The 22,762-nt window shown below is 60.9% G+C and carries 21 protein-coding genes; 13 read left to right on the top strand and 8 right to left on the bottom strand.

From position 1 onward, the window contains the following. Positions 1–2: 2 nt before the first annotated feature. The 4 genes from D4A92_RS06720 to D4A92_RS06705 are packed head-to-tail and all read left to right on the top strand — an operon-like array spanning position 3 to position 4,067. Positions 3–791: an ABC transporter permease gene (locus D4A92_RS06720; RefSeq protein ID WP_203018893.1), complete on the top strand. Its 789-nt coding sequence runs from the start codon at positions 3–5 to the stop codon at positions 789–791. Continuing rightward, positions 788–1,873, top strand: a complete 1,086-nt coding sequence (locus tag D4A92_RS25280; RefSeq protein WP_203018892.1) for an ABC transporter ATP-binding protein — start codon at positions 788–790, stop codon at positions 1,871–1,873. Before D4A92_RS06720 ends, D4A92_RS25280 begins: the two co-directional genes overlap by 4 nt. 10 nt (positions 1,874–1,883) lie before the next feature. Next, positions 1,884–2,621 (top strand): MBL fold metallo-hydrolase, encoded by a 738-nt coding sequence (locus tag D4A92_RS06710; RefSeq protein ID WP_203018891.1) that lies wholly within the window; start codon positions 1,884–1,886, stop codon positions 2,619–2,621. 12 nt (positions 2,622–2,633) lie between these two features. Further along, on the top strand, positions 2,634–4,067 hold the full coding sequence (locus tag D4A92_RS06705; RefSeq protein ID WP_203018890.1) for an aldehyde dehydrogenase family protein: 1,434 nt from the start codon (positions 2,634–2,636) through the stop codon (positions 4,065–4,067). Positions 4,068–4,130: 63 nt separating this feature from the next. Here the strand turns inward: D4A92_RS06705 and D4A92_RS06700 are convergent, their stop codons facing one another. The 6 genes from D4A92_RS06700 to D4A92_RS06675 all read right to left on the bottom strand — a co-directional run bounded on the left by D4A92_RS06700 (position 4,131) and on the right by D4A92_RS06675 (position 10,985). Continuing rightward, positions 4,131–5,024 (bottom strand): dihydrodipicolinate synthase family protein, encoded by an 894-nt coding sequence (locus tag D4A92_RS06700; protein WP_203018889.1) that lies wholly within the window; start codon positions 5,022–5,024, stop codon positions 4,131–4,133. A gap of 25 nt (positions 5,025–5,049) precedes the next feature. After that, complete coding sequence (locus tag D4A92_RS06695) at positions 5,050–6,669, bottom strand: ABC transporter ATP-binding protein (protein WP_203018887.1); 1,620 nt, start codon at positions 6,667–6,669, stop codon at positions 5,050–5,052. Next, positions 6,662–7,579, bottom strand: coding sequence for an ABC transporter permease (locus D4A92_RS06690; protein WP_203018885.1), 918 nt, complete (start codon positions 7,577–7,579; stop codon positions 6,662–6,664). Before D4A92_RS06690 ends, D4A92_RS06695 begins: the two co-directional genes overlap by 8 nt. Before the next feature lie 10 nt (positions 7,580–7,589). Next, positions 7,590–8,504 (bottom strand): ABC transporter permease, encoded by a 915-nt coding sequence (locus D4A92_RS06685; protein WP_203018883.1) that lies wholly within the window; start codon positions 8,502–8,504, stop codon positions 7,590–7,592. An 82-nt stretch (positions 8,505–8,586) separates the two neighbouring features. Beyond that, positions 8,587–10,086, bottom strand: coding sequence for an ABC transporter substrate-binding protein (locus D4A92_RS06680; RefSeq protein ID WP_203018881.1), 1,500 nt, complete (start codon positions 10,084–10,086; stop codon positions 8,587–8,589). Between the two features lie 23 nt (positions 10,087–10,109). Next, positions 10,110–10,985: a DMT family transporter gene (locus D4A92_RS06675; RefSeq protein WP_203018880.1), complete on the bottom strand. Its 876-nt coding sequence runs from the start codon at positions 10,983–10,985 to the stop codon at positions 10,110–10,112. Between the two features lie 232 nt (positions 10,986–11,217). Between D4A92_RS06675 and D4A92_RS06670 the strand changes: the two genes are divergently transcribed. The 3 genes from D4A92_RS06670 to D4A92_RS06660 are packed head-to-tail and all read left to right on the top strand — an operon-like array spanning position 11,218 to position 14,484. Then, positions 11,218–12,408 carry a sialidase family protein gene (locus D4A92_RS06670; protein ID WP_203018878.1) on the top strand — a complete coding sequence of 397 codons (1,191 nt, stop codon included), beginning with the start codon at positions 11,218–11,220 and terminating at the stop codon, positions 12,406–12,408. 1 nt (position 12,409) lies between these two features. After that, positions 12,410–13,366 carry a 4-hydroxythreonine-4-phosphate dehydrogenase PdxA gene (gene pdxA, locus D4A92_RS06665; RefSeq protein WP_203018876.1) on the top strand — a complete coding sequence of 319 codons (957 nt, stop codon included), beginning with the start codon at positions 12,410–12,412 and terminating at the stop codon, positions 13,364–13,366. Then, positions 13,363–14,484: an iron-containing alcohol dehydrogenase gene (locus D4A92_RS06660; RefSeq protein WP_203018875.1), complete on the top strand. Its 1,122-nt coding sequence runs from the start codon at positions 13,363–13,365 to the stop codon at positions 14,482–14,484. The genes pdxA and D4A92_RS06660 overlap by 4 nt, the downstream gene beginning before the upstream one ends. Positions 14,485–14,564: 80 nt before the next feature. Here D4A92_RS06660 and D4A92_RS06655 read toward each other — a convergent pair whose 3' ends face one another. Both D4A92_RS06655 and D4A92_RS06650 read right to left on the bottom strand, forming a co-directional pair. Further along, on the bottom strand, positions 14,565–15,290 hold the full coding sequence (locus D4A92_RS06655; protein WP_203018874.1) for a FadR/GntR family transcriptional regulator: 726 nt from the start codon (positions 15,288–15,290) through the stop codon (positions 14,565–14,567). Between the two features lie 2 nt (positions 15,291–15,292). Beyond that, positions 15,293–16,321, bottom strand: coding sequence for a four-carbon acid sugar kinase family protein (locus tag D4A92_RS06650; RefSeq protein WP_203019859.1), 1,029 nt, complete (start codon positions 16,319–16,321; stop codon positions 15,293–15,295). Between the two features lie 318 nt (positions 16,322–16,639). Here D4A92_RS06650 and D4A92_RS06645 point away from each other — a divergent pair, with 318 nt between their 5' ends. The 6 genes from D4A92_RS06645 to uxuA all read left to right on the top strand — a co-directional run bounded on the left by D4A92_RS06645 (position 16,640) and on the right by uxuA (position 22,761). Then, on the top strand, positions 16,640–17,353 hold the full coding sequence (locus tag D4A92_RS06645) for a FadR/GntR family transcriptional regulator (protein WP_203018873.1): 714 nt from the start codon (positions 16,640–16,642) through the stop codon (positions 17,351–17,353). 57 nt (positions 17,354–17,410) lie between these two features. Continuing rightward, positions 17,411–18,385 (top strand): sialic acid TRAP transporter substrate-binding protein SiaP, encoded by a 975-nt coding sequence (locus D4A92_RS06640; protein ID WP_006725361.1) that lies wholly within the window; start codon positions 17,411–17,413, stop codon positions 18,383–18,385. 68 nt (positions 18,386–18,453) lie between these two features. Further along, a complete protein-coding gene (locus D4A92_RS06635; protein WP_203018872.1) occupies positions 18,454–19,029 on the top strand; it encodes a TRAP transporter small permease in 576 nt (191 codons plus the stop codon). Between the two features lie 2 nt (positions 19,030–19,031). Beyond that, positions 19,032–20,438 carry a TRAP transporter large permease gene (locus tag D4A92_RS06630; RefSeq protein WP_203018871.1) on the top strand — a complete coding sequence of 469 codons (1,407 nt, stop codon included), beginning with the start codon at positions 19,032–19,034 and terminating at the stop codon, positions 20,436–20,438. Between the two features lie 56 nt (positions 20,439–20,494). Further along, the gene (locus D4A92_RS06625) at positions 20,495–21,565 is read left to right on the top strand and encodes an L-idonate 5-dehydrogenase (RefSeq protein ID WP_203018870.1); all 1,071 of its coding nucleotides are present in this window, start codon (positions 20,495–20,497) and stop codon (positions 21,563–21,565) included. Further along, on the top strand, positions 21,562–22,761 hold the full coding sequence (gene uxuA / locus D4A92_RS06620) for a mannonate dehydratase (RefSeq protein ID WP_203018869.1): 1,200 nt from the start codon (positions 21,562–21,564) through the stop codon (positions 22,759–22,761). Before D4A92_RS06625 ends, uxuA begins: the two co-directional genes overlap by 4 nt. Position 22,762 lies beyond the last annotated feature (1 nt).

Below are 22,762 nucleotides of genomic sequence, written 5' to 3'. Positions count from 1 at the left end.
CCATGCGGCACCTCAATACGGCCCTTGCGATCCTCTATGCCGGTGGGCTCTATATCTTCATCTTCCTGCCGGTCGCCGTTCTTGTGCTCTTCTCCTTCCAGGACGGCACGCTACCCGTGCCCCCCCTGCATGGCATGACCTGGAAGTGGTATGGCGAGATCTTCGCCGACAAAAAGCTGATGGCAGCGCTCTTTAACTCGCTCGTCGTTGCCATGGTATCGTCTGCAATCTCCTGCCTGCTCGGTTTCCTCGCAGCCTATGCCTTTGCCCGCTACAAGCTTCCCGCATCCGGCCTGCAGCGCGCCCTGATCGTCGCGCCGATGACGGTCAGCACGCTGATCATCGGGCTCGGCCTGCTGTCGATGCTGTCCAGGCTCAATGTTTCGCTGTCGCTATGGACCGTCGGCATCGGTCATGTCGTGATCAACCTGCCGCTCTGCTTTGCGATCATCTACGCCTCCATGGGCGGTCACCAGGTCAATATCGAGCGCGCCGCCCGCGATCTTGGCGCGAAGGACTGGCAGGTCATGGCACTCGTCACCGCACCAATGCTGATGCCATCCATCCTCGCCGCCTTCTTCCTGTCGGTGACCTTCAGCTGGGACGAGTTCATCATAGCCTTCCTGTTGTCGCGCTTCGACGTGACGCTGCCGGTCGAGATCTGGAGCATGCTGCGCTCCGGCCTCGACCCCAAGACCAACGCGATAGGCAGCGTCGTCTTCCTCCTCTCTGTCGCCTTCATCATCCTTCTCGAACTCGCCGTCTTCAGAAAATCCGGGAAATCTCAATGACCGCAGACGTCTCGATCCGAAACGCCACGAAAGTCTTCGGTGCCTTCCGCGCGCTCGATGATGTCTCGCTGGAGATAGCCGCCGGCGAGTTCATCGTGCTTCTCGGCCCCTCTGGCTGCGGCAAGACGACCCTGCTCTCGATCCTGGGTGGCTTTATCGAGCCGAGCGCTGGCGCGATCGCCATCGGCGGTAGGGACATGACACATGTTGAGCCGGCAAAACGGCCGACGACAACCATGTTCCAGGACTACGCGCTGTTCCCCCATATGAAGCTCATTGATAATGTGGGCTTCGGCCTGCGCATGCGCGGCATGGGAAAGGCCGAGCGCCACCAAAAGGCGCTCGCCATGCTCGACCTGGTCGGGCTCAAGGCTTCGGCAGCGAAGAAGCCGCACGAGCTTTCCGGCGGCCAGCGTCAGCGCGTGGCGCTTGCACGTGCGCTCGCGGTCGATCCAGATGTTCTTCTACTCGACGAGCCGCTGGGCGCGCTGGATCTGAAGCTGCGTCGCCAGATGCAGGACGAGCTGAAGGCCATTCAGAAGCGTGTGGGCACAACCTTCATCCATGTCACCCACGATCAGGAAGAGGCCATGGCGATCGCCGATCGGATCGTCGTGATGAACCACGGCCGGATCGAGGATGTCGGCAGACCCTCGGACATCTATATGCGGCCGCGTTCGCTGTTTGCCGCAGGTTTCATGGGCGAGGCGAACTTCCTGCCCGGTAGGGTGATCTCGCTTGCGGAGGGCGAAGCGCGGGTAGAAACGGCGCTCGGTCCAGCCACTATCCCCATCACGGCTTTCACCGGGGACGCGCCTTCTCCAGAGCAAAAGATCACTCTGTGCATTCGCCCTGAACATTTCCGGTCCGCCGGCGAGGCGGGCGCAACAGTTGCGCTCGGCCATGCGCGGATCACCGACAGTGCCTTCTTCGGAGCGCATCACCGGTGCCACCTTCAGCCCCAAGGCAATTCCGAGATCGTCATAACCGCCCATCTGCCGCAAACCGCGCACCCGCAGCCTGGCGATGAGCTCGAGTTGACGGTCAAGGCTGACACCATCGTCGCTCTGGTCGAAGCATAGGAGACACGTGATGAAACCGCGCATGCGCCCTGAGGACTGGTACAGTGTCCGGCGTCTCGACGATGACGTGACCTATATCTGCGAGCCGCATATCCAGGAATTTTACCGCTGCAACATCTGGCATGTGCGTGGGCGCGATCGCGACATGCTTGTTGACAGTGGCATGGGCGTCGTCTCGCTTCGTGAATGGGTCCCGCTTGTCACCGAGCGTGAGCTGATCGCGGTGGCAAGCCACACCCATTTCGATCACATCGGCTGCCACCACGAGTTCGAATGCCGTGCGGTCCATTCGGCAGAGGCGGATCTGCTCGCTGATCCGACACGCGAAAACACGCTGGCCGACCCCTATGTTACCGACGACATTTTCGACGCCCTGCCGCCCGAGCCCTATTGCTCGAAGTGTTATGCGGTGAAGCGGGCGCCGGCGACGCGCCTGCTGGAGGACGGCGACATGGTCGACCTCGGCGATCGGCAATTCGAGATCATTCACACTCCCGGCCATTCCCCCGGGGGCATCGCGCTCTACGAGAAAGCGACGGAAATCCTGTTTTCCGGCGACATTCTCTACGACGGTCCGCTGATCGAGGACACCTACCACTCGAACGCCAATGACTATCACGCTTCGATGGAGCGCCTGCTGCGGCTGAAGGTGCGGCTGGTGCATGGCGGCCATTTTCCAAGCTTCAGCGGCGAACGATATCGGGAGCTGATCACCGGTTGGCTCGACGCAAAACACAAGACACTCTGACGGGAGGCAAGCATGCTCGACAAGCGCAAGTTCTACATCAACGGCGAGTGGATCGACCCGATCGCGCCTCACGACCTTGAGGTCATCAATCCCGCGACCGAACAGCCGATCGCCCTGATCTCGATGGGCACGACAGCCGATATCGATCGTGCGGTTGCCGCTGCCAAGACGGCATTTGCAAGCTACAGCCGCACGAGCCTCGACGAACGTATCGCACTCCTCGAAAAGCTCCTGGAGATCTACACCCGCCGTTATGACGAGATGGCACGCACCATCACGCTCGAACTCGGCGCCCCGATCACCATGAGCACCGATCAGCAGGCGCATGTCGGTGTCGGCCATCTCGAGGGCTTCATCGAGGCGCTGAAGCGCGTCAAGCTGCGCGAAGAGCTGCCGAACGGCGACATCGTGCTCAGAGAACCGATTGGCGTCTGCGGCCTCATCACCCCCTGGAACTGGCCGATCAATCAGATAGCCCTCAAGGTCATTCCCGCACTGGCGACCGGCTCGACCTGCGTGTTGAAACCATCCGAATTTACGCCTTTGAATGCCCTTCTCTATGCCGAGATGGTTCACGAGGCGGGCTTCCCGGCCGGGACGTTCAACCTTGTGAATGGCGATGGCATCAATGTCGGTGCAGCGCTCTCGAAGCACAGGGACGTGGACATGATGTCGTTTACCGGTTCGACCCGCGCCGGCACCGCCGTCAGCAAGGATGCGGCTGACACCGTCAAGCGCGTTACCCTCGAACTCGGCGGCAAGTCGCCCAACATCGTCTTCGAGGATGCTGATCTTGAAGAGCGTATTGCCGGCAGCGTGCTCGAATGCTTCAACAATTCCGGCCAGTCCTGCGATGCTCCAACGCGTCTGCTGGTCCAGCGATCCGTCTACGACCAGGCCGTGGAGATCGCCCAGCGCGTCGGAAGCGAGGTCAAGGTAGGCAACCCCGAAGAAGCCGGCGAACATATCGGCCCGCTGGTCAGCGACATCCAGTATGGCCGCGTCCAGACCCTGATCGAGGCTGGCATTGCCGAAGGCGCAGATTTGATCGTCGGCGGCCCGGGCAAGCCTGAAGGTTTCGAGACCGGCTACTTCGTCAAGCCGACCATCTTTGCTGGCGTCAACAACCAGATGCGCATCGCCCGCGAGGAAGTCTTCGGTCCGGTGCTGGCGATCATTCCCTTCGATACCGAGGAGGAAGCGATCGAGATCGCCAACGACACCAATTACGGCCTGGCTGCCTATATCCAGTCCGGTGATCTCGACCGCGCCGAGCGTGTTGCTGCGCGTCTACGCGCCGGCATGGTGCATATCAATGGCGCGCCTCACCGCTATGGCAGCCCGTTCGGCGGCTACAAGCAGTCGGGCAATGGCCGTGAAGGCGGCATGTTCGGGCTTGAAGATTTTCTCGAGATCAAGACCGTGCACAGGCCTAGCGCAGCCTAAGAATCAACGCCTTGGCGACTGCGGATACCAGGAAGGTCGCAGTCGCCAAGGGTCCGTTCCGCTCTAGTGCGACTGGACCGAGAGGCCAAATCGCCGAAGAATATCTGCGATCTTTGCGTCCTGCTCGGGATCCGGCAAGAGTGCCGGTTGCCGGCTGGCGCCGACTGAATTGTCCTGGAGGAAGAGTGCACGCTTGACCATGGCAGGCGCAAAGCCAAGGGCGTAGAGATCGGTCCGGAAGGCCGTGAAGATGGCCTGCTGACGCTCGGCCTCTGCGATGTCACCGCCATTGTAGCCGTTCAGGATCCCTGCGAGCACATCGGGAAGCGCATTGCCAAGCCCGGAAATGCAGCCGGCAGCGCCATTCTGCAACGCCCAGAGCACGAGATGATCAGGACCGGAATAGACCTCGAAGCCAGGCATGTCGCGAGACACCGCAAGATAGGCTTCCAACGTCTCCTTGGCGCCGCCCGAATCCTTGATACCCGCAACATTGCCATGGGAAGCGAGTTTGCGCGCCGTTTCTGGCTCGATGTGGTTCTGGGTGCGGGCCGGAATGTCGTAGAGATAGATCGGCGTCTTCACCGCATCGGCCACCGTCGAAAAGTGCCTGACAAGGCCATCCTGGGTGCAGGCGATGAAGAAGGGGGTGATGACGGCAATCGCACTCACGCCAATCCGGTCGAACTCCTTCGCGAGCTTGATCGTCTCGAAGGTCGCCGGCATGCCGGCATTGACGATCACGTCGACCTTGCCGCCGACTTCATCGACCACGGCTTCCGCAAGCTTCACCTTTTCCTCGAAGGTGAGCGCGGTAAAGTCGCCATTGGTGCCGGCGCACATGATGTTGTTGCCGGCCGCCACCTGACGGCGCACCTGCGCACGGGTGGCTTCGTAATTGATCGTCTCGTCCTCGTTGAAGCAGGTGACGAGCGCGACGAAGGCCTTTTTCGACATCAGTATTCTCCGGTAATTAGAAGGTTCAGGAGGCACGGCTCAGGCGAGCGGCGCGGTTTTGCGCCTGCACATCCGGGTCGGGATCGAGCCCTGCTGCGAGCAGTGCCTGGGTGTATGCCTGCTTCGGCGTCTCGAAGATCTCGCGCACTGTGCCGAGTTCGATCACCTCGCCCTTCTGCATGACCATGACATGGTCGGCGAAATCGCGCACCACCGGCAGGTCATGCGCGATGAAGATAAAGGCGATGCCCATTTCGCGGCGCAGCTTGTCAAGCAGCGCGATGACCTGGGCCTGTACCGAAACATCGAGCGCAGAAACGGCTTCGTCGCAGATGATGAGCTGCGGCTCCAACGCGAGCGCTCGGGCAATCGCGACGCGCTGTCGCTGGCCGCCGGAGAACTGGTGCGGATAGCGCCCCATATGCTCAGGCCCCAAGCCCACCTGGGTCAGCAGTTCGGCGACACGCTCCCGCCATTTGGACTTCGGCAGGATATCGGGATGGATGACCCAGGCCTCCGAGATCAGCTGGTAAACGGTCATGCGCGGATTGAGCGACTGGGTCGGATCCTGAAAGACCATCTGCAGATCGCGGCGGAGCTTGAAGAGCTCGGCCGGAGACAGCTGGAAAAGGTCCCTGCCCTTCCACCGCGCCGACCCGGAATCCGGCTCGTCGAGCCTCAACAGGATGCGAGCGAGAGTCGACTTTCCCGAACCGCTTTCGCCGACGACGGCAAGCGTTTCGCCGGCCAGGAGGTCGAAGGAAACGCCCTTCAAGGCTGCGAATGCGCCGTAGTTCTTGCGCATGTCGCGCACGCTCAAAACGGGTTCGGCTCCCTTCAGGGGCTCGTGCATCTCGCCCTTGCCGGGGGCTGCTGCAATCAGCTTCTTCGTATAGGGATGCTGCGGGTTCTTGTAGACCTCGCGCACGCTTCCGGCCTCGACCAAAACGCCCTTTTCCATCACCACGACGCGGTCGGCGATCTCGGCAACGACGCCCAGATCATGCGTGATGATGAGAATGGCCATACCGGTTTCGCGCTGCAACTCCTTGAGAAGCGCCAGCACCTCGGCCTGCACGGTGACATCGAGCGCGGTCGTCGGCTCATCTGCGATCAGGAGATCGGGGCGAAGGGCGAGCGCCATTGCGATCATCACGCGCTGGCGCTGCCCGCCGGAGAACTCGTGCGGATACTTGTCGAGGGCGTTCTCGGGGTCGGGAATGCCGACACGCCCGAGAAGGCGAAGGGCCTCGGTCTGGGCTTTCGTGCTGTCCGTGCCGTGCGTGGTCAGCGCCTCGCGGATCTGCCAGCCGACGGTGTAAACCGGATTGAGATGGCTGAGCGGATCCTGGAAGATCATCGCGATCTTGCGACCGTTGATTTCACGTCGCTTCGACAGCGGCATTGTCAGCAGGTCGACACCATCGAGCAGGATCTCGCCCGAGGAGATGCGTCCCGGCGGCATGTCGATCAGGTTCATGATTGCCGAAGACGAAACAGACTTGCCCGAGCCGCTTTCGCCGAGGATTGCCAGCGTCTCGCCCCGATCGAGATGATAGGACATGTTGCGCACGGCCTTCACCACGCCGACCGCCGTATGAAACTCCACGGAGAGATTGCGGACTTCGAGAAGATGGTCAGCCATTCTTGGCCCCTTTCATTTCCAGACGCCAGCGTTGAACCGGATCGAGCGCAATCCGCAGCCAGTTGGACAGAAGGTTGAGCGACATCGTTGTGAGGATGATCGCGAGCCCCGGCCAGAAGGAGAGCCACCAGGCGTTGGTCAGATATTGCCGCCCCTGGCTGATCATCAGGCCCCAGGTGATCTCCGGCGGCTGGATGCCGATACCAAGGAATGACAAGGCGCTTTCCGCCAGCATGACATAAGCGAAGTCGAGGGTGGCGAGTGTGGTGAGAGTCGGCAGAACGACCGGCAAGATATGCCGGAAGACAATGCGTTTGCTGGAAGCGCCCATGACGCGCGCCGCCTGGACGAACATTCGTTCGCGGATCTCAAGCACTTCGGCCCGCGTGGTGCGCAGATAGACCGGGATGCGGGTAATCGCGAGCACCATCATCAGATTGAAGATCGAGGAGCCGAGGATGTAAAGCACGATGACCGCGATCAGCAGCGACGGAAAGGACATGATCACGTCGGCGAGCCGCATGATGATCTGGCTGACCCGTGGCGAAGAAAAGCCGGCGATCAGGCCGAGAACCGTTCCGATGACAGCCGAAATCAGCACGGCACCGGCCGCGACCATCACGGTGTTCTGGGTAGCGACAATGATGCGAGCCAGAAGCGGCCGGCCGAGCGCGTCCGCGCCCATCCACCAGACCCAGGCCCTCTCGAAATCGAAGGGTGCTGCATTTCGGCCGCGCAGGTTTTGCTTGGTCGCCAGGTCCCCAAGCCAGCTTGGGCCAAGGATGGCCATCGCCAGGACGATGAGGAGAAAGATCGCGGCGCAAAGCGCGAACTTGTCGGCCAGCAGCATGCGAAACATGCGCTTGAGGAAGGGGGGCTCATCGATGATGACGGTGGCGTCGATGGACATGGACCTCTCCTCAATTCCGGATGCGAGGATCGAGAAGCGCATAGGCGAGATCGATCAACAGGTTCATGAGAAAGATGGCGAGTGCCGTGACCAGGATCGCGGCCAGCACGACGTTGAAATCGCGCTGCAGGATGGAATCGATCATCAGCTTGCCGACACCCGGAAAGCCGAAAATGGTCTCGATGATCACGGCACCGTTCAAGAGGCTCGCGGCCTGGTCGCCGATCACGGTAATGACCGGCAGCATAGCGTTGCGCAGCGCATGAATGAATATGATCGGCGTGGACTTCACACCCTTGGCACGCGCGGTCTTCACATAGGCCGATGAAAGCGCCGTGATCATCGAGCCGCGCACCACCTGCACGATGATGCCAAAGGGACGGACGAAAAGCACCGATATCGGCAGGATCCAGTGCCAGATCGTGCCGGTGCCAGAGGTCGGCAGCCAGGTGAGGTTCACGGCAAAAATGACGATGGCGACGATGGCCAGCCAGAAGTCAGGGACGGAGGCCCCGACAAGCGAGACGATCGACGAAAAGCGATCAAAGAAGCCACCGGCCCGGAAGGCGGCAAGCGAGCCGACAATGATGGCGGCAGCGGTTACCAGGGTCATGGTGATGACCGCAAGCCACAGCGTCCAGACAAAGGCCTCGAGCACCACATCAAGCGCTGGCCGAGCCTTGCGCAGGGATTCGCCGAGGTCTCCGGTCAAAACATCGCCGACGTAACGGCCGAACTGCACCAGCAGTGGATCGTTCAGACCATGCAGTTCCCGAAACTGGTTCTTCATCTCTTCCGATGCTTCGACCGGCAGGAACAGGGCGGCCGGATCACCGGTCAAGCGGGAGAGGAAGAAGACCATGACCACGAGCCCGATCAGGGAGATCAGACTGGCCACGGCGCGTTTTCGGATGAAGCTCAGCATGGCGTCCTCGGAGAAAACGGTGCGGCGGGATCATCCCGCCGCATGACTTGCCTTGAAATGGACGGCGCGTGCCGCCCGGCGACTACTTGATCTTGATCTCGGAGAGCTGGAGCATGGAGTTCGTCGCCATTGTCGGCTTGAAATCCAGTCGCTCGGAAACACGCGAGAAGCCGACCATGTGGAAGAGAAGCACATCTGCGACGACTTCGTCATGCAGATAGGCGATCAGTTCCGACCAGAGCTTGGCACGTTCATCGCCGACGGCAGCCGAAGCGCGTGTGATCAGGTCGTCCACCTTGGGGTCGGAGAAGCCCGACTGGGTGCCTTCGGTCGCATATTTGAAGAACATTGAGAAGGAAGGATCACCCTTGGAATTGTCGTGCATCGCAGCGACGATCTGGGGGCCACGACCTTCAGCGAAGGGCTTCGAATAATACTGCTCGTGCTCGGCCACTTCGACGAACTTCAACTCGATGTTGAAGCCGACTTCCTGCAGCTGCTGCTGGATCGCCTCCATGATCTCGGTGACGTTCGGGAAGTTGGCGGAACGGGCGATGATCGTGATCGGTGTATCGACCTTCACGCCATCGGCCTTGGCCTCCTCGATCAGCTTCTTGGCCGCTTCAGGATCATAGGCCGGAACCTTAATATCCGGATTCCAGCCGAGTGTCGGTGGTGGCACGATGGCCGTGGCAAGCAGCGCACTGTCCGGGAGAAGGGTGCCGAGGAAGGCTTCGCGATCGACAGCGAGGTTGAGCGCCCGACGCACGCGAACGTCGTTCAACGGCTCAATATTGTGGTCGATACGCAGATAGACGGTTTCGCTGTCGAGATAGGAGAAGTCGGTCGCCGGATTGGTGGCCTCCACCTGCGAGATCGACGGCGACAGATCCGCTTCGCCCGCCTGCACCATGGCCGCGCGGACCGCAGGATCTGCGCGGAACAGATATGTGGCTTCCGTCACCTCAGGCTTGCCACCCCAATAGTCGTCGCGACCCGTCAAAACGATCTGCTGTCCCGGCGTCCAGTTGGTGAGCTTGTATGGGCCTGTTCCAACCGGCTCGCGAACGAATTCGAGAGGCGTCTCCTCGGGCACGATCGTGACGAGCGACAGTAGCAGCGGCAGGATCGGCTGGACCGGCTCGGCCTTAAAGTCGACAGTGAAGTCATCGACGACGGTCGGCGTGACCGTCATACCGCCGAAGTAACGACGCGACTCGCAGGTGATCGCGTCGCTCATCATGCGGTCGAAGCTGTGCTTGACGTCCTTCGCATCGAAGGCGCTGCCATCGGAGAAGGTGACCCCCTGGCGCAGATGGAAGCGCCAGCTGCCGTCGGCATTCTGCTCCCACTTTTCAGCGAGGCGGGGCTGCACGCCGGTGCCGCCGCGAACATCCAGTTCGGTCAGCGTTTCGCTGACATTTTCCATGATGATGCGGCCGATATTCGAGCGCGTCGCCATGCAGGGCTCGAGCAGATCGGCCTCTTCGGCGAGCACGACCTTAATCGGGCCGGACCCGGCATAGGCCGGCGACAGGGACGTGCCCATGGCAAGGGCACACAACAATGCAGTCTTTCTCATTTCCATTCTCCTCCCAGATGAATTCAGTTTGAAGCTTTCACGCCTCGCGAGCGCGCAGCGATAAGCGCTGCAAGGCAGATCAGAACAGCGCCGACCATTGTCGTCAGAGCGATGGTTTCATTGAACAGGGCAAAACCGCCGACCGCCACGAGTGGCAACCGCAGAAAATCGACCGGAGCGACGATGCTTGCAGGGGCAAGCGACATGGCATGCGTCATCAGCCCCATACAGCTTGTGCCGACCACCCCTTGAACCGCGAGCAGCGCCAGCTCCCGGTTTCCCGGCATGGCGAAGAAGGGCACGGCGAGCACCAACGAGATCGGCACGGTCAAAAGGAGGTTCCAGACCACCAGAGTCGAGGTCGCATCGCCGCGCGACATCGACTTCAGGATCAACTGGATCGCGGCTTGCAGAAGCGCCCCCGCGAAAGCGAGCCCGATCGCGAGCGTGAAGCCAGAAGGCGATGGCCCGACAATGACCATGGCACCGCAAAAGCCAGCCACGACGGCAAACAGCATCGAAAGGCCAGGCCGTTCCCCGAGAAGAACTGCGGCGCCAAGCACGACAAAGATTGGCGACATGAAGGCGATGGCCGTGACGTCAGCAAGCGGGCCCATGCTGAAGGCCGCAAAGAAGGCCACCATTGCGAAAAGCTTGAACAGCGCCCGGATGCCGTGCTGACCAAGCGTATGCGTGGATCGCAGCACCTTTGGCCGCAGAACAACGAGGGGCAAGAGCACGATGGCACCGAACAAGGCGCGGAAGAAGGCGATCACGAAGGGATGCACGGCACCATCCAGAGCACGTACGATGACGGCATCGGATGCAGCCAGTGCTGCCGCTCCGACTGCAAAGAGCACTGCGGCGGGAATCCGCTCGCCTTTCCCTATTGCATGCATGCCATCCTCCCGAACCGACCTCCACGTCGGCACGGCCAAAACATCCAACTTCCGGACATCTTTGTCAAATGATTTCCCAATGTAAAATCTCTGACGCCAAAAGACGTTAATTTAATACAATGATTTCATATAGTTCATTGATTTACTCAGTAAAATTCCAACGCCTTACGACATAAACAAACTTGACAACTTTGGAAAAATGGCGGACTTCGGAGGGCAAGAGGAGCATTCCATGACACCTGATGACATTGCCCGGCAGATGACCGGCATACTCACCACGTCGGATTCCGATCGGACCGAGGCCTATCTTCCGTCGCCGATGGTGCAGAACCACGCATCCTTCCTGCACAGACAGGCAGACGGAAGTCTGATCTGCGCGTGGTTTGGCGGATCACTCGAAGGAAAGTCGGACATTTCGATCTACGCGTCGGTGCTCGTAGCCGGTGCAAACGCCTGGGGCGCGCCGCAGCGGCTAAGTTCCGATCCTGATCATTCCGAGCAGAACCCGGTGCTGTTTCAGGCACCCGACGGGCGGCTGCGTCTGTTCCACACGTCGCAACCCTCTGGCAATCAGGACGAGTGCCGGATCCGCATGACCGAAATCAGCGTCGACGCGGCGGACCCAACGCGCTTGATGGCGACCGAAGGCCGCTATCTCGACCTGCCCCGCGGCAGCTTCGTGCGCGCCCCGGTCGCGATCCGCACCGACGGGACCTGGCTCCTGCCGATATTCCGATGCATCCCGCGCCCCGGCCAGAAGTGGAACGGCAGCCATGACACCGCCGCCGTCGGCATCAGCGAAGACGGCGGCGCGACCTGGCGGCTCGAAGAACTGAGCCAATCGATCGGCTGCGTGCACATGTCTCCCGTCGATTTGGGCGACACGACGATGGCCGCATTTTTCCGACGTCGCCAAGCGGATTTCGTCTACCGGACGGAGAGCCATGATGCTGGACGGACCTGGTGCGCGCCTGCACCGACCGATCTGCCCAACAACAATTCCTCCATCGCGGCCATCGCCTTGGACGACGGGCGTGTTGCAATCATCTGCAATCCCGTTAACGCCGCGGCCTCCCCGGACCGTCGCATCTCCCTCTACGACGAACTCGGTGAGGAAGACGACAGGCCGGAGGCGGACCCGACCGGGGGCTGCGCCCCTATCTGGGGAGTGCCGCGAGCTCCTGTGACGGTTTGCATCTCTAGCGATGGCGGTTTGACATTCCCGCAGCGGATCCAGATCGAGGATGGCCCGGGAACCTGCCTGTCCAACGATTCCACCGATGGACGAAACAAGGAAATGTCCTATCCCTGGCTGCTGGCCGATCAGGATGGATCGCTCCATATCGCCTACACCTATCACCGACGCGCGATCAAATATGTCCGGCTCGCCCCCGGCTGGGATCGTCCCGAGAACGGAGACTGACATGAGCGGCATTATCGGCATCACCATGGGCGACCCCTGCGGCGTCGGGCCCGAAATCTCGGTCCGCGCTCTGGCCGAGATGTCGGCCGAAGATCGCTCGGCCACACGCATATACGGCAATCTCGCGACCTTGAACGCCGCGCGTGACGCGCTCGGCCTGCCCATCGATCTCGCCCCATATGTCGTCGACGTCGAAGTCGAAGGGGCTCCGCTTCCCTGGGGAACATTGAGCCCGGTCGCTGGCGATGCTGCCTTCCGCTTCATCGAAAAGGCAGTCCGCGATGCGGAAGCGCGAGCGATCAGCTGCATCGTGACGGCCCCGATCAACAAGGAAGCCCTGAACCTCGCCGGCCACCATTATGACGGCCATACCGGCATGCTGCGCAGCCTGACGGGCTCGAAGGCCGCCTATATGCTGCTTGCCTCGGAACGACTGAAGGTCATCCACGTCTCGACCCATGTCTCGCTTCAGGAAGCGATCCGCCGGGCAACGACCGAACGCGTGCTCGCGACCATCAAGGCCGGCAACGACCACCTGAAGCGCATCGGCTACGACAAGCCGCGCATCGCGGTTGCAGGCGTCAATCCGCATTGCGGCGAAAACGGTCTCTTCGGCACCGAAGACGACGACCAGATCGCCCCAGCGGTCGCGGCCGCGCGCGCCGAGGGCATCGACGTGCAGGGACCGATCTCCGCCGACACCGTCTTTTACCGCGCCTATTCCGGCGCCTTTGACCTCGTGGTCGCGCAATATCACGACCAGGGCCACATCCCCATCAAGCTCGTCGCTTTCGACACGGCCGTCAACGTCTCCGTCGAGCTGCCGATCGACCGCACCTCGGTCGATCACGGCACCGCCTTCGACATCGCCGGCAAGGGCATCGCCAACCACGGCAATATGAACTCCGCCATCGCCTATGCCCGCAAGCTGGTCGCTGGCAAGGCAAAGCAAGGATGACTTCGATGACAGCATCCATCACCCTTCACCAGCCGCGTCGGCTCATCGTCGGCGCCGGGACGATCGGGGAGGTCGGCAACCTTGTGGCGGATGCCACGGCTACACTCGTCATTGCGACGCCGATCACCGCAGGTTTTGTCGATCGTCTGAAGCTTCCGGGAAAGATCGAAATTTTCGATGCGATCCCGGGTGAACCCGATGTAGCGACACTCGACGCGGCACTTGCCGTCGCCCGCCGGGTCAGACCTCAGGCCGTTATCGGCCTCGGCGGCGGATCGGTTCTCGACGTGGCAAAGCTCGTGGCTGCGCTTTGGGACAGCGAGCAGACGCTGGCCGACGTCGCCGGCCCCAACAAGGTCGCCGGTCGCAAAACCCGGCTGATCCAGGTCGCAACGACGGCGGGCACCGGATCGGAAGCCGGCATACGATCGCTGATCACCGACCCGGTCAAGGGTGCGAAGATCGCGGTTGAAAGTCCGCACATGATCGCCGATGCAGCCGTTCTCGATCCCCAGCTGACCTTCACCGTCCCGTCCGCAGTCACTGCCGCAACCGGCGTCGATGCCATGGCGCACTGCGTCGAAGCCTTCACCAACAAGCGCGCCCATCCGATGATCGACGGCTTTGCGCGCATGGGCTTCCGCCTTGTCGGCAAGTATCTGGCCCGCGCGGTCAAGGATGGTTCCGACACCGAAGCGCGCGAAGGCATGATGCTCGCCTCCTATTATGGCGGGATCTGCCTCGGCCCGGTCAACACGGCAGCGGGTCACGCAATCGCCTATCCACTCGGCACGCGTCTCGGCCTGCCACACGGGCTGGCAAACGCCATCGTCTTCCCGCATGTGCTGGCCTTCAACCAGCCCGTCGTCAGAGAAAAGACGGCGGAAGTAGCGGAAGCGCTCGGCTTCAGTGCCAACTCGCCTGATGACTTGCTGGAAAACGCCTGCCGCTTCTGCACGAACCTCAACATCGAGATGCAGCTTTCCCGGCACGGCGCAAAGGAAGACGCATTGGCGGGATATGCGGCCGAGGCCCATGCCAATCGTCGCCTGATGGACAACAACCCGGCCGACATGGCTGTCGAAGATGTCTTGGCGATCTACAGGGCGGCCTATTGAAGGCTTCTCATTCGACTAAAAGCAAAAGGGGCCATCGGCCCCTTTTCAGTTGTCAGATCGAGCGTTACGCAGATACCCGTTCAGCCGTCCGGCAGGGCCGTCAATGATGCACTCGTCTGGAAGAGGCGGGCGCGCGAACCTGTCAGATGAGCATGCATGAGCTCTTTCGCCCGGCCCCCTTCACCCGCCGCAATCGCCGTTGCAATTGCTTCATGCTCGGCAAACACGCGCGACAGCCCAGCTACGTCCCGTTTGACCGAGACGCCGTGGAAGCGCATGCCGACGGCGATGTGGTCCTTCAAGGCTTCCATGGCCGTCGAAAAGTAGGTGTTGTTGGCGGCGCGCGCGATCGCAAGGTGGAACTGGAAATCGGCATCTTCGCGATGCGCCTGGCGGTTGGTCGCGTCACGCATCAATTCGAGCGCCTCTCGGATTGACGCGAGCGCAGCCGGCGTGTGGCGCATGGCGGCTGCCTCAGCCGCAGCCGGCTCGAGCGTCAGGCGAAATTCATAGCAGTTCAAAAGATCCGCGACATTCTCGAGCTGACCGAAACCGAGCGGCTGCTTCATGCCAACGGATCGCACGAAACTGCCGGCACCGCGCCGCGAATAAATAAAACCCTGCTCGCGTAGCCGGCGAAGGGCTTCCCGGACAATGGGGCGCGAAACCTCGAACTCGATCGCAAGATCGTGCTCGGTCGGCAGGCGCTCGTCCGACTGGTAGGCACCCGATTTGATCGCCCTGTGCATTCGCTCGAAAACCAGGTCGGCCAGACTTTTCCGTGGCGTTCCGTTTTGCAGTCCCATTATCAGCCCCTGCCCCCCTGCAGTTTTTCGGCGAGCGTCACCAATGTTTCCGGCACTCCGAATCCGCCTGATTTGGCAATGATACAATGTCCATCGGCATAGGCTAGCCCGAGCCCTGGCAGGCATTCCCCTTGCAACCGGAAACACTCGATCCCCATACGAGCCATCACGGCTTCGGCGGTCGAGCCGCCGCACAGGAGGAGAGTTCGGGCACCTGCAGTCAAACCGGGGTGTACCGAGAACGCAAGGTTTCGAGCGACCTCCTCCGAGCTTATCTCTGTGTCACCGGAGACCGCCTGCACAAGCATTGGGAACGTCTCTGGCTGGGCGACAAACTCCAGCAAGCCGTTGGGTGCCGGATGGTGGTTCACAGCCTCCATCTCGCGCAACCGATCGACCTGCTCCACGGTAATGCGATCATGCGATCCGATGACAAAGAGTGCAGGGCCGATGGGCGGCTCAACCAGTTCGGACAGCGGTTGTCCGGTCATTTCCAAGGCCAGTGCCTCGGCAAGCCCCCTTGCCCCGATGAAGAGATCGATGCCTTCGGCGCGTGCATGCGTTAGAGCGTTACTCAGGTCCTGATCCGTTATTGTATCGACGATGCTGCATCGCGCTACATGGTGCTCCAAGGCGTTGGCCACGGAGATCGGCGTGGGCACTCCAAATCCCTGGACATGCCCGTCGCGGACGAAGCGACCAAAGGCAGGGATGGCGGGTGCAACGAGTGCCCTTGTGAATGGAATGGCATCGAGTTCAGTCGAGATATGTCCCTTGAGGCGCGAGTCGACCTTCTTGAACAGGATGACATCGGATGGCAGCGCTTCCATCACCTGACGCAGGGTTCGGAACGCGTCTTCTGCAGGCTTTTCCCGAGAGGCCAGATTGACGGACAGCACCTCCGGCGCCTGCAAAAGGCCTGACGTCACCGCATTCGGCGTCAAGGCGACTTCCGTATGCAGCCCGCGCGCGGCAAAGGGAGCGGCGGAGTCCAGTGCTCCCGTCAAATCATCGGCAATGATGATAAGCACCATCGTGCTCCATGTTGTTATCTTCTCGATTGAAATATGATCGCATTTCCAGCAGGATGCAACACCATGGTAACAAATCATCACTGGACATGGACACCAAGTCGGAAGATATGCGACTGCTTTTCAGCGCTTGATTGCCTTTTCGCGTTGCTATCGCGCGCAGCTCTTGGTTGGGTTGCAACCTTCCATCATGGTCCTCGCCACTATGCTCGGCTCTGGCAACCCGCTTGACAGCTTCGTTAAAAAACTCATACTCGAAATTGGTCAGACAATCTGACCGCCTGCGCATCAGGGGAGTGATGCGCTCGGAGGAATTCCATGTTCGTGGCTTTGGAGCCGCGCCGGCTTTATCGCCAGGTCGCGGAGCAGATCCGTGCGCTTATCGAAACGGGTGAGTTGAAGCCGGGTTCGCGGCTTCCGCCCGAGCGCGAGCTCGCAGACCGCTTTTCAGTCTCGAGACCCACCGTCCGTGAGGCACTGATCGTGCTCGAGGTGGAGGGACACATTCAGATCCGTATGGGCTCTGGTGTGTATATCAGCAGCCGGCCCCTGCCAGCCCAAGAGGGTGCCGCCAATGACGACAGCGAAGGCCCGCTGGAAATCCTGCAGGCGCGTTGTCTGATCGAAAGTGGTATCGCGGAAGAGGCTGCAAGGCTTGCGACCGCGGAAGGTCTCATGCGGATCGACGCCATTCTGGAGCGCATGGAGGGCGCACTGGACGATGGCGCCGTGGCTCTGGCTTGTGACCGCGATTTCCACACGGCGATTGCCGACATCATCGGAAATTCGGCGCTCAAGCACTTCACCGGTCTGATCTACGATTCGCGCATGTCGCCGTATTTCAAGAAGCTGGCCAGCTACTTCGAGGGACCGCATACCTGGAAGCTGGCGCTGGAGGAGCACCGCATCATTCGCAACGCCATCGCAGCTCGGGACCCGGACGGTGCCCGAGAGGCCATGCGGCGTCATCTGACGCTGGCGCAAAAGAGATTCTCGGAAAGCTTTGAGGAGGAGCCGACCAGAGAAGACTGACCGTTCGGGCCTCGTGCCTACGGTTTCCAAAGAGTTCTGTTTCAATGGGAGGAAAACATGAAACTGACACTTAAGACGCTTCTTGGAGCAGCGGCGGTGATTGTCGCGTCCACTGTCTCGGTCCATGCCGAGACCGTTCTGAAATGGGCCCATGTCTACGAGACTTCGGAGCCCTTCCACACGGATTCCGTCTGGGCGGCAGAAGAGATCAACAAACGGACCGATGGCCGCTACAAGATCGACGTCTTCCCGGCCTCGCAGCTCGGCAAGGAAGCCGATATCAACCAGGGCCTCAAGCTCGGAACGGTCGATATCATCATCTCAGGCTCGAGCTTTGCCGCACGCGATCACAATCCGATCGGCGTGACCTACTATCCCTACATCTTCCGCGACCCGAGCCATCTCCTGGCCTACACGAAGAGCGACGTCTTCAAGAAGCTGACGGCCGGCTATGAAGAGAAGACCGGCAACCATATCGTTGCCGTCAGCTACTATGGAACGCGGCATACCACCTCAAACCGACCCATCGCCAAATGCGAAGACATGGCGGGCTTGAAGATCCGCGTACCGGACGTTCCGGCCTATCTGGCGATGCCGCGGGCCTGCGGCGCCAACACAACGCCGATCGCCTTTGCGGAAGTCTATCTCGCCCTGCAGAACGGCACGGTTGAAGCCCAGGAAAATCCGCTGACAACGATCGAGGCCAAGAAGTTCTACGAAGTCCAGAAGAACATCGTGCTCACCGGCCATATCGTTGACCACCTGAACACGGTCGTCTCCAAGACCCGTTGGGCAAGTCTGTCGGATGAAGACAAGGCCATCTTCACCGAGGTGATGCTGGAAGCAGCGGCCCGCACGACGAAGACGATCGAAGCCCGTGAAAAGGCGCTGGTCGACGAGTTCAAGGCAAAGGGCATCACAGTCACCGAAGTCGACAAGGCTGACTTCGAAGAGAATGTCCTCGCCAAGGCGAAGTTCGAGGACTTCGGCTACGACAAGGCTGATTGGGAAGCCATCCGCGCCATCCAATAATAGCGCCATCCCGGCGCCAGTCAGGCGCCGGGACTCCTTCTGAAATCATCGAGAATTGGAGCCGACCCATGACGGAGCACCCGCACGCGCCGATCAGTGTGGAAGAGATGGCGCATGCCTTCGAGGAGGAGGCAGCACCGGTCGATCTATCCCATCACGCCATCGAGGATTGGGTGACGCTGGCCGTGTTCTGGGGCATGGGCCTCGCCGTGTTTCTGCAATTCTTTACCCGCTACGTCCTGAACAACAGCTTTTCCTGGACCGAGGAAATCGCCGCCAATTGTCTCGTTGTCGTCGTCTTCATGGGGTCCGTCATGTGCGTGCGCACCATGCGGCATATCCAGGTGGACCTGCTCTACCGGTTTCTCCCAACACGGGCGGTCAGGGTGCTCGAAACGGTCGTCGATGCCATCGGCATCGCCTTTTTCGCCTACATGACCTGGCTCATGTGGCGTTATCTGGAGATCGTCGGCGAGGAGCGCATGGTCACCGTGGACCTGCCGCGCGGCATCGTCTTCTACACCGTCTTTGCAGCCTTTGCGCTCATGTTTGCCCGCTCTGTCCATAACCTTGTCAAGGATCTGACCGGAACGAAAACCGCGCGCCAGAAGGCGCAGGAAGACATCAACGCAGGGGGGATCTGACCATGCTGCTTCTCATCGGTTCCTTTCTGCTTCTCTTGATCCTTGGCACACCGGTCGCGGTCTCCATGGCCGTCGCGTCGCTCGCCTATCTCGTGATCTATGGCGTAGCTCCTGATATCATCGCCGCTCAACGCATGATCGCCGGCGTCGAGAGCTTTCCTCTGATTGCGGTCCCCTTCTTCATTCTGGCCGGCAATCTCATGAACATTGCCGGGGTGACAGGCCGCATTTACAAGTTCGCCCTGTCACTCGTCGGCTGGATGAAGGGTGGCTTGGCGCAGGTCAACATCATCGGCTCGGTGGTTTTTTCCGGCATGTCGGGTACGGCGCTTGCCGATGCCGCCGGCATCGGCACCATCGAAATCAAGGCCATGAAGGACCATGGCTATCCGGTGGAGGCGGCCGTCGGGGTCACCGCGGCCTCTGCCACGCTCGGTCCCATCTTCCCGCCATCCCTGCCCTTCGTCATATACGGCATGATGGCGAATGCCTCGATCGGGGCGCTGTTCATGGCTGGTATCGTGCCCGGGGTCGTGATGGCGATCCTGATGATGCTGACGGTTTACATCTTCGCCAAGCGCAAGGGCTGGGGCTCTGATACGCCATTCGAGCTGAAGCAATTGCTGGCTGCCTCGCTGGAAGTGGTGATCGTCCTCGCCTTCCCTGTCGCCATCTATCTGATGATCCTGGCGGGAATGTCGGTCAATATCGCGGTGCTGATCGGACTTGCGGTTCTCGTGGCGCTCGACTGGTATTTCGACTTTTCCGCGGTCATGGCGTTGATGACACCCGTGCTGCTGATCGGCGGCATGACGATGGGCTGGTTCACACCAACAGAGGCGGCCGTGGCTGCCGTTCTCTGGTCGTTGTTTCTCGGGCTCGTTCGCTACCGGACGATGACGGTGAGAACGCTGGCAAAGGCGTCGTTCGACACGATCGAAACCACGGCCTCGGTGCTGTTCATCGTCACCGCCGCGTCGATCTTCGCCTGGTTGTTGACGGTGAGCCAGGCAGCACAGCTATTCTCGGACTTCATGTTCGGGCTCACCGACAACTGGTGGACCTTCCTGATCATCGTCAACATCCTGCTGCTGGTCGTCGGGGCCTTCCTCGATACGATAGCAGCCATCAGCATCCTTGTGCCCATCCTGATGCCGGTTGCAGTCCGCTATGGCATCGATCCGGTGCATCTCGGCGTCGTCATCACCCTCAACCTGATGATCGGGCTTCTGACCCCGCCCGTCGGAATGGTGCTGTTCGTGCTTTCACGCATCTCCAAACTGTCGGTCGAAAAGACGACTTTGGCCATCCTGCCCTGGATGATTCCGCTCTTCCTGGCGCTTGGCCTCATCACCTTCATCCCGGCCATCACCATGTGGCTACCGACACAACTCGGTCTGATCCGTTGATCGACTGGTCCGCTTGGGCGGGCCGGTCGCGGACTTGAACGAAAGGTCTCTTTGCGATGCAAACCCGCGTTGCCCGCCTTCATGCCGAACGCGACCTGCGCGTCGAGCATCTCGATTATCCGACATGTCGCGCCGGGGAGGTTCGCCTTGCCATGGCCGCAGGTGGCATCTGCGGTTCGGACCTGCACTACTACCAGGATGGTGGCTTTGGCCCGGTCCGCGTCCGTGAACCGATCATCGCCGGTCACGAAGCCTCCGGCTTTGTGGAGGAAATAGGCGAGGGTGTTAAAGGCCTTGAACTCGGACAACTTGTGGCGGTCAATCCGTCCCGACCCTGCGGCCAGTGCCAGTATTGCCGGATCGGGCACCCCATTCACTGCCTTGACATGCGCTTCATGGGCTCGGCCATGCGGCTGCCACATGAAGACGGCATGTTTCGCGAACAACTGGTCGTGCCGGCCATTCAATGCCATCCGGTCGGCGGCGGCGTCACCCCCGGAGAAGCGGCCTGCGCAGAGCCGCTGGCAGTCTGCCTCCATGCAGCGGCCCAGGCGGGCGATCTCAAGGACAAGGCGGTTCTCGTTACCGGCGCAGGTCCGATCGGTCTATTGACCGTGGCCGCCGCCCGTCATGCAGGTGCAGGCCAGATCGTGGTCACGGATCTGGCCGACTCCGCCCTGTCGCGGGCGCTCTCAATGGGTGCCACGCAAGCCATCAATGTGAAAAGCGAGCCGGACGGGCTTCTCCCCTTCACCGAGCACAAGGGCTATTTCGACATGGTTTTCGATTGCTCGGCTGCTGGACCTGCCCTGCGCTCGGCCTTTGCGACTATCAAGCCGCGCGGCGTCCTGGTCCAGGTCGGCGTGACTGGCGACGTTACCATTCCTCTCAACGCACTGGTCGGCAAGGAAATCGTCTGGCGCGGCTCGCAGCGCTTCCATGAGGAGTTCTCAGATGCCGTCGCCTTGATCTCGACGCGCCAGATCGATGTGCGTCCGATCATCTCGCACAGTTTCCCACTCGATGCGGTGGTCGAGGCCTTCGAACAGGCCGGTGACCGGTCGGTGGCCTGCAAAGTGCAGATCACATTTAAACAGACGGATGAAAGCCCAAAGGACGAGAGATGAGACATACCTGGCGCTGGTTCGGCCCCATCGACAAAGTCAGTGTGAGAGATGCGGCCCAAGCCGGTGCCGAGGGCATCGTGTCCGCACTGCACCACATCGCAACCGGTGAGGTCTGGCCGGAAGACGAGATTGCCAAACGGCATGACGAGATCCGCGCCGGCGGTCTGGTTTGGGATGTGGTCGAGAGCATTCCGGTGTCCGAGGACATCAAGACGCAGACCGGCGACTGGAAGCGCCACATCGCCAACTGGCAGGAAACGCTCAGACGCCTGTCGGCCTCGGGCATACGAACAGTCTGCTATAATTTCATGCCGATTCTCGACTGGACACGCACGGATTTGCGGTGGGAGACGGGCCATGGCGCCAAAGCCATGCGCTTTGATCTCGTGGATTTCGCAGCCTTCGACATCCATATCCTGAAGCGACCCGAGGCTACCGCGGATTATCCGGACTGGCTCACTGAGGAGGCAGCACACCGTTTCCATGGCATGCCGGAAGCCAAGATCATGGCGCTTGGCAAGAACATCGGTGCCGGCCTGCCAGGCTCTGCCGATGGCTACACGCTTGAGCAGCTGCTCGAAAAGCTACGCTCCTACCAAGGCATCAACCGCGAGCGGCTGCAGCAGAACCTTGTCGATTTCCTGAGTGAAGTCGCGCCAGTGGCGCAACAGGTCGGCATCAATATCTGCGCACACGGCGATGATCCGCCCTGGCCACTGCTGGGTCTCCCGCGCATATTGTCGACAGAGGGCGACTATGCGCACATGCTGGATGCCGTCGATGTCCGCGCCAATGGCGTCACACTCTGCACCGGATCACTCGGCGCGCGCCCTGACAATGATCTGCCTTTTCTTGCCAAGCGCTTTGCCGAGCGAATCCACTTCGTGCATCTCCGCAATGTGACCCGTGACACCGACACAGTCCCTTGCTCCTTCTTCGAGGACGAGCATCTGGAAGGCGGGACCGACATGGTGGCTGTGATCGCTGCGCTGCTTGCAGAGGAGGCAAGACGGCGCAAGGAGGGGCGTGACGATCACCAGATTCCCATGCGTCCGGATCACGGGCAGGAAATTCTCGATGACCTCACGCGGGGTGCACAGCCGGGCTATCCCGCCATCGGCAGGCTCAAGGGTTTGGCAGAGCTTCGCGGCATCGAGCGCACGCTGTCGCATGCCCAATACGGGCTGGGAGGCTGAC

Origin of the sequence: Rhizobium rosettiformans (assembly GCF_016806065.1) — a bacterium.
Taxonomy (GTDB): Bacteria; Pseudomonadota; Alphaproteobacteria; order Rhizobiales; family Rhizobiaceae; genus Allorhizobium.
Note: the sequence above shows the minus strand (reverse complement) of the source record. Positions and strands in the feature narration are given on the sequence as shown.

Coding starts and splice junctions, on each gene's coding strand:
- D4A92_RS06655 (WP_203018874.1), bottom strand. CDS start 15,290: ATGGGACTGCAAAACGGAACGCCACGGAAAAGTCTGGCCGACCTGGTT.
- uxuA (WP_203018869.1), top strand. CDS start 21,562: ATGAGACATACCTGGCGCTGGTTCGGCCCCATCGACAAAGTCAGTGTG.
- D4A92_RS06720 (WP_203018893.1), top strand. CDS start 3: ATGCGGCACCTCAATACGGCCCTTGCGATCCTCTATGCCGGTGGGCTC.
- D4A92_RS06690 (WP_203018885.1), bottom strand. CDS start 7,579: ATGTCCATCGACGCCACCGTCATCATCGATGAGCCCCCCTTCCTCAAG.
- pdxA (WP_203018876.1), top strand. CDS start 12,410: ATGAGCGGCATTATCGGCATCACCATGGGCGACCCCTGCGGCGTCGGG.
- D4A92_RS06700 (WP_203018889.1), bottom strand. CDS start 5,024: ATGTCGAAAAAGGCCTTCGTCGCGCTCGTCACCTGCTTCAACGAGGAC.
- D4A92_RS06680 (WP_203018881.1), bottom strand. CDS start 10,086: ATGAGAAAGACTGCATTGTTGTGTGCCCTTGCCATGGGCACGTCCCTG.
- D4A92_RS06685 (WP_203018883.1), bottom strand. CDS start 8,504: ATGCTGAGCTTCATCCGAAAACGCGCCGTGGCCAGTCTGATCTCCCTG.
- D4A92_RS06670 (WP_203018878.1), top strand. CDS start 11,218: ATGACACCTGATGACATTGCCCGGCAGATGACCGGCATACTCACCACG.
- D4A92_RS06710 (WP_203018891.1), top strand. CDS start 1,884: ATGAAACCGCGCATGCGCCCTGAGGACTGGTACAGTGTCCGGCGTCTC.
- D4A92_RS06660 (WP_203018875.1), top strand. CDS start 13,363: ATGACTTCGATGACAGCATCCATCACCCTTCACCAGCCGCGTCGGCTC.
- D4A92_RS06640 (WP_006725361.1), top strand. CDS start 17,411: ATGAAACTGACACTTAAGACGCTTCTTGGAGCAGCGGCGGTGATTGTC.
- D4A92_RS06705 (WP_203018890.1), top strand. CDS start 2,634: ATGCTCGACAAGCGCAAGTTCTACATCAACGGCGAGTGGATCGACCCG.
- D4A92_RS06695 (WP_203018887.1), bottom strand. CDS start 6,669: ATGGCTGACCATCTTCTCGAAGTCCGCAATCTCTCCGTGGAGTTTCAT.
- D4A92_RS06630 (WP_203018871.1), top strand. CDS start 19,032: ATGCTGCTTCTCATCGGTTCCTTTCTGCTTCTCTTGATCCTTGGCACA.
- D4A92_RS06635 (WP_203018872.1), top strand. CDS start 18,454: ATGACGGAGCACCCGCACGCGCCGATCAGTGTGGAAGAGATGGCGCAT.
- D4A92_RS06675 (WP_203018880.1), bottom strand. CDS start 10,985: ATGCATGCAATAGGGAAAGGCGAGCGGATTCCCGCCGCAGTGCTCTTT.
- D4A92_RS25280 (WP_203018892.1), top strand. CDS start 788: ATGACCGCAGACGTCTCGATCCGAAACGCCACGAAAGTCTTCGGTGCC.
- D4A92_RS06645 (WP_203018873.1), top strand. CDS start 16,640: ATGTTCGTGGCTTTGGAGCCGCGCCGGCTTTATCGCCAGGTCGCGGAG.
- D4A92_RS06625 (WP_203018870.1), top strand. CDS start 20,495: ATGCAAACCCGCGTTGCCCGCCTTCATGCCGAACGCGACCTGCGCGTC.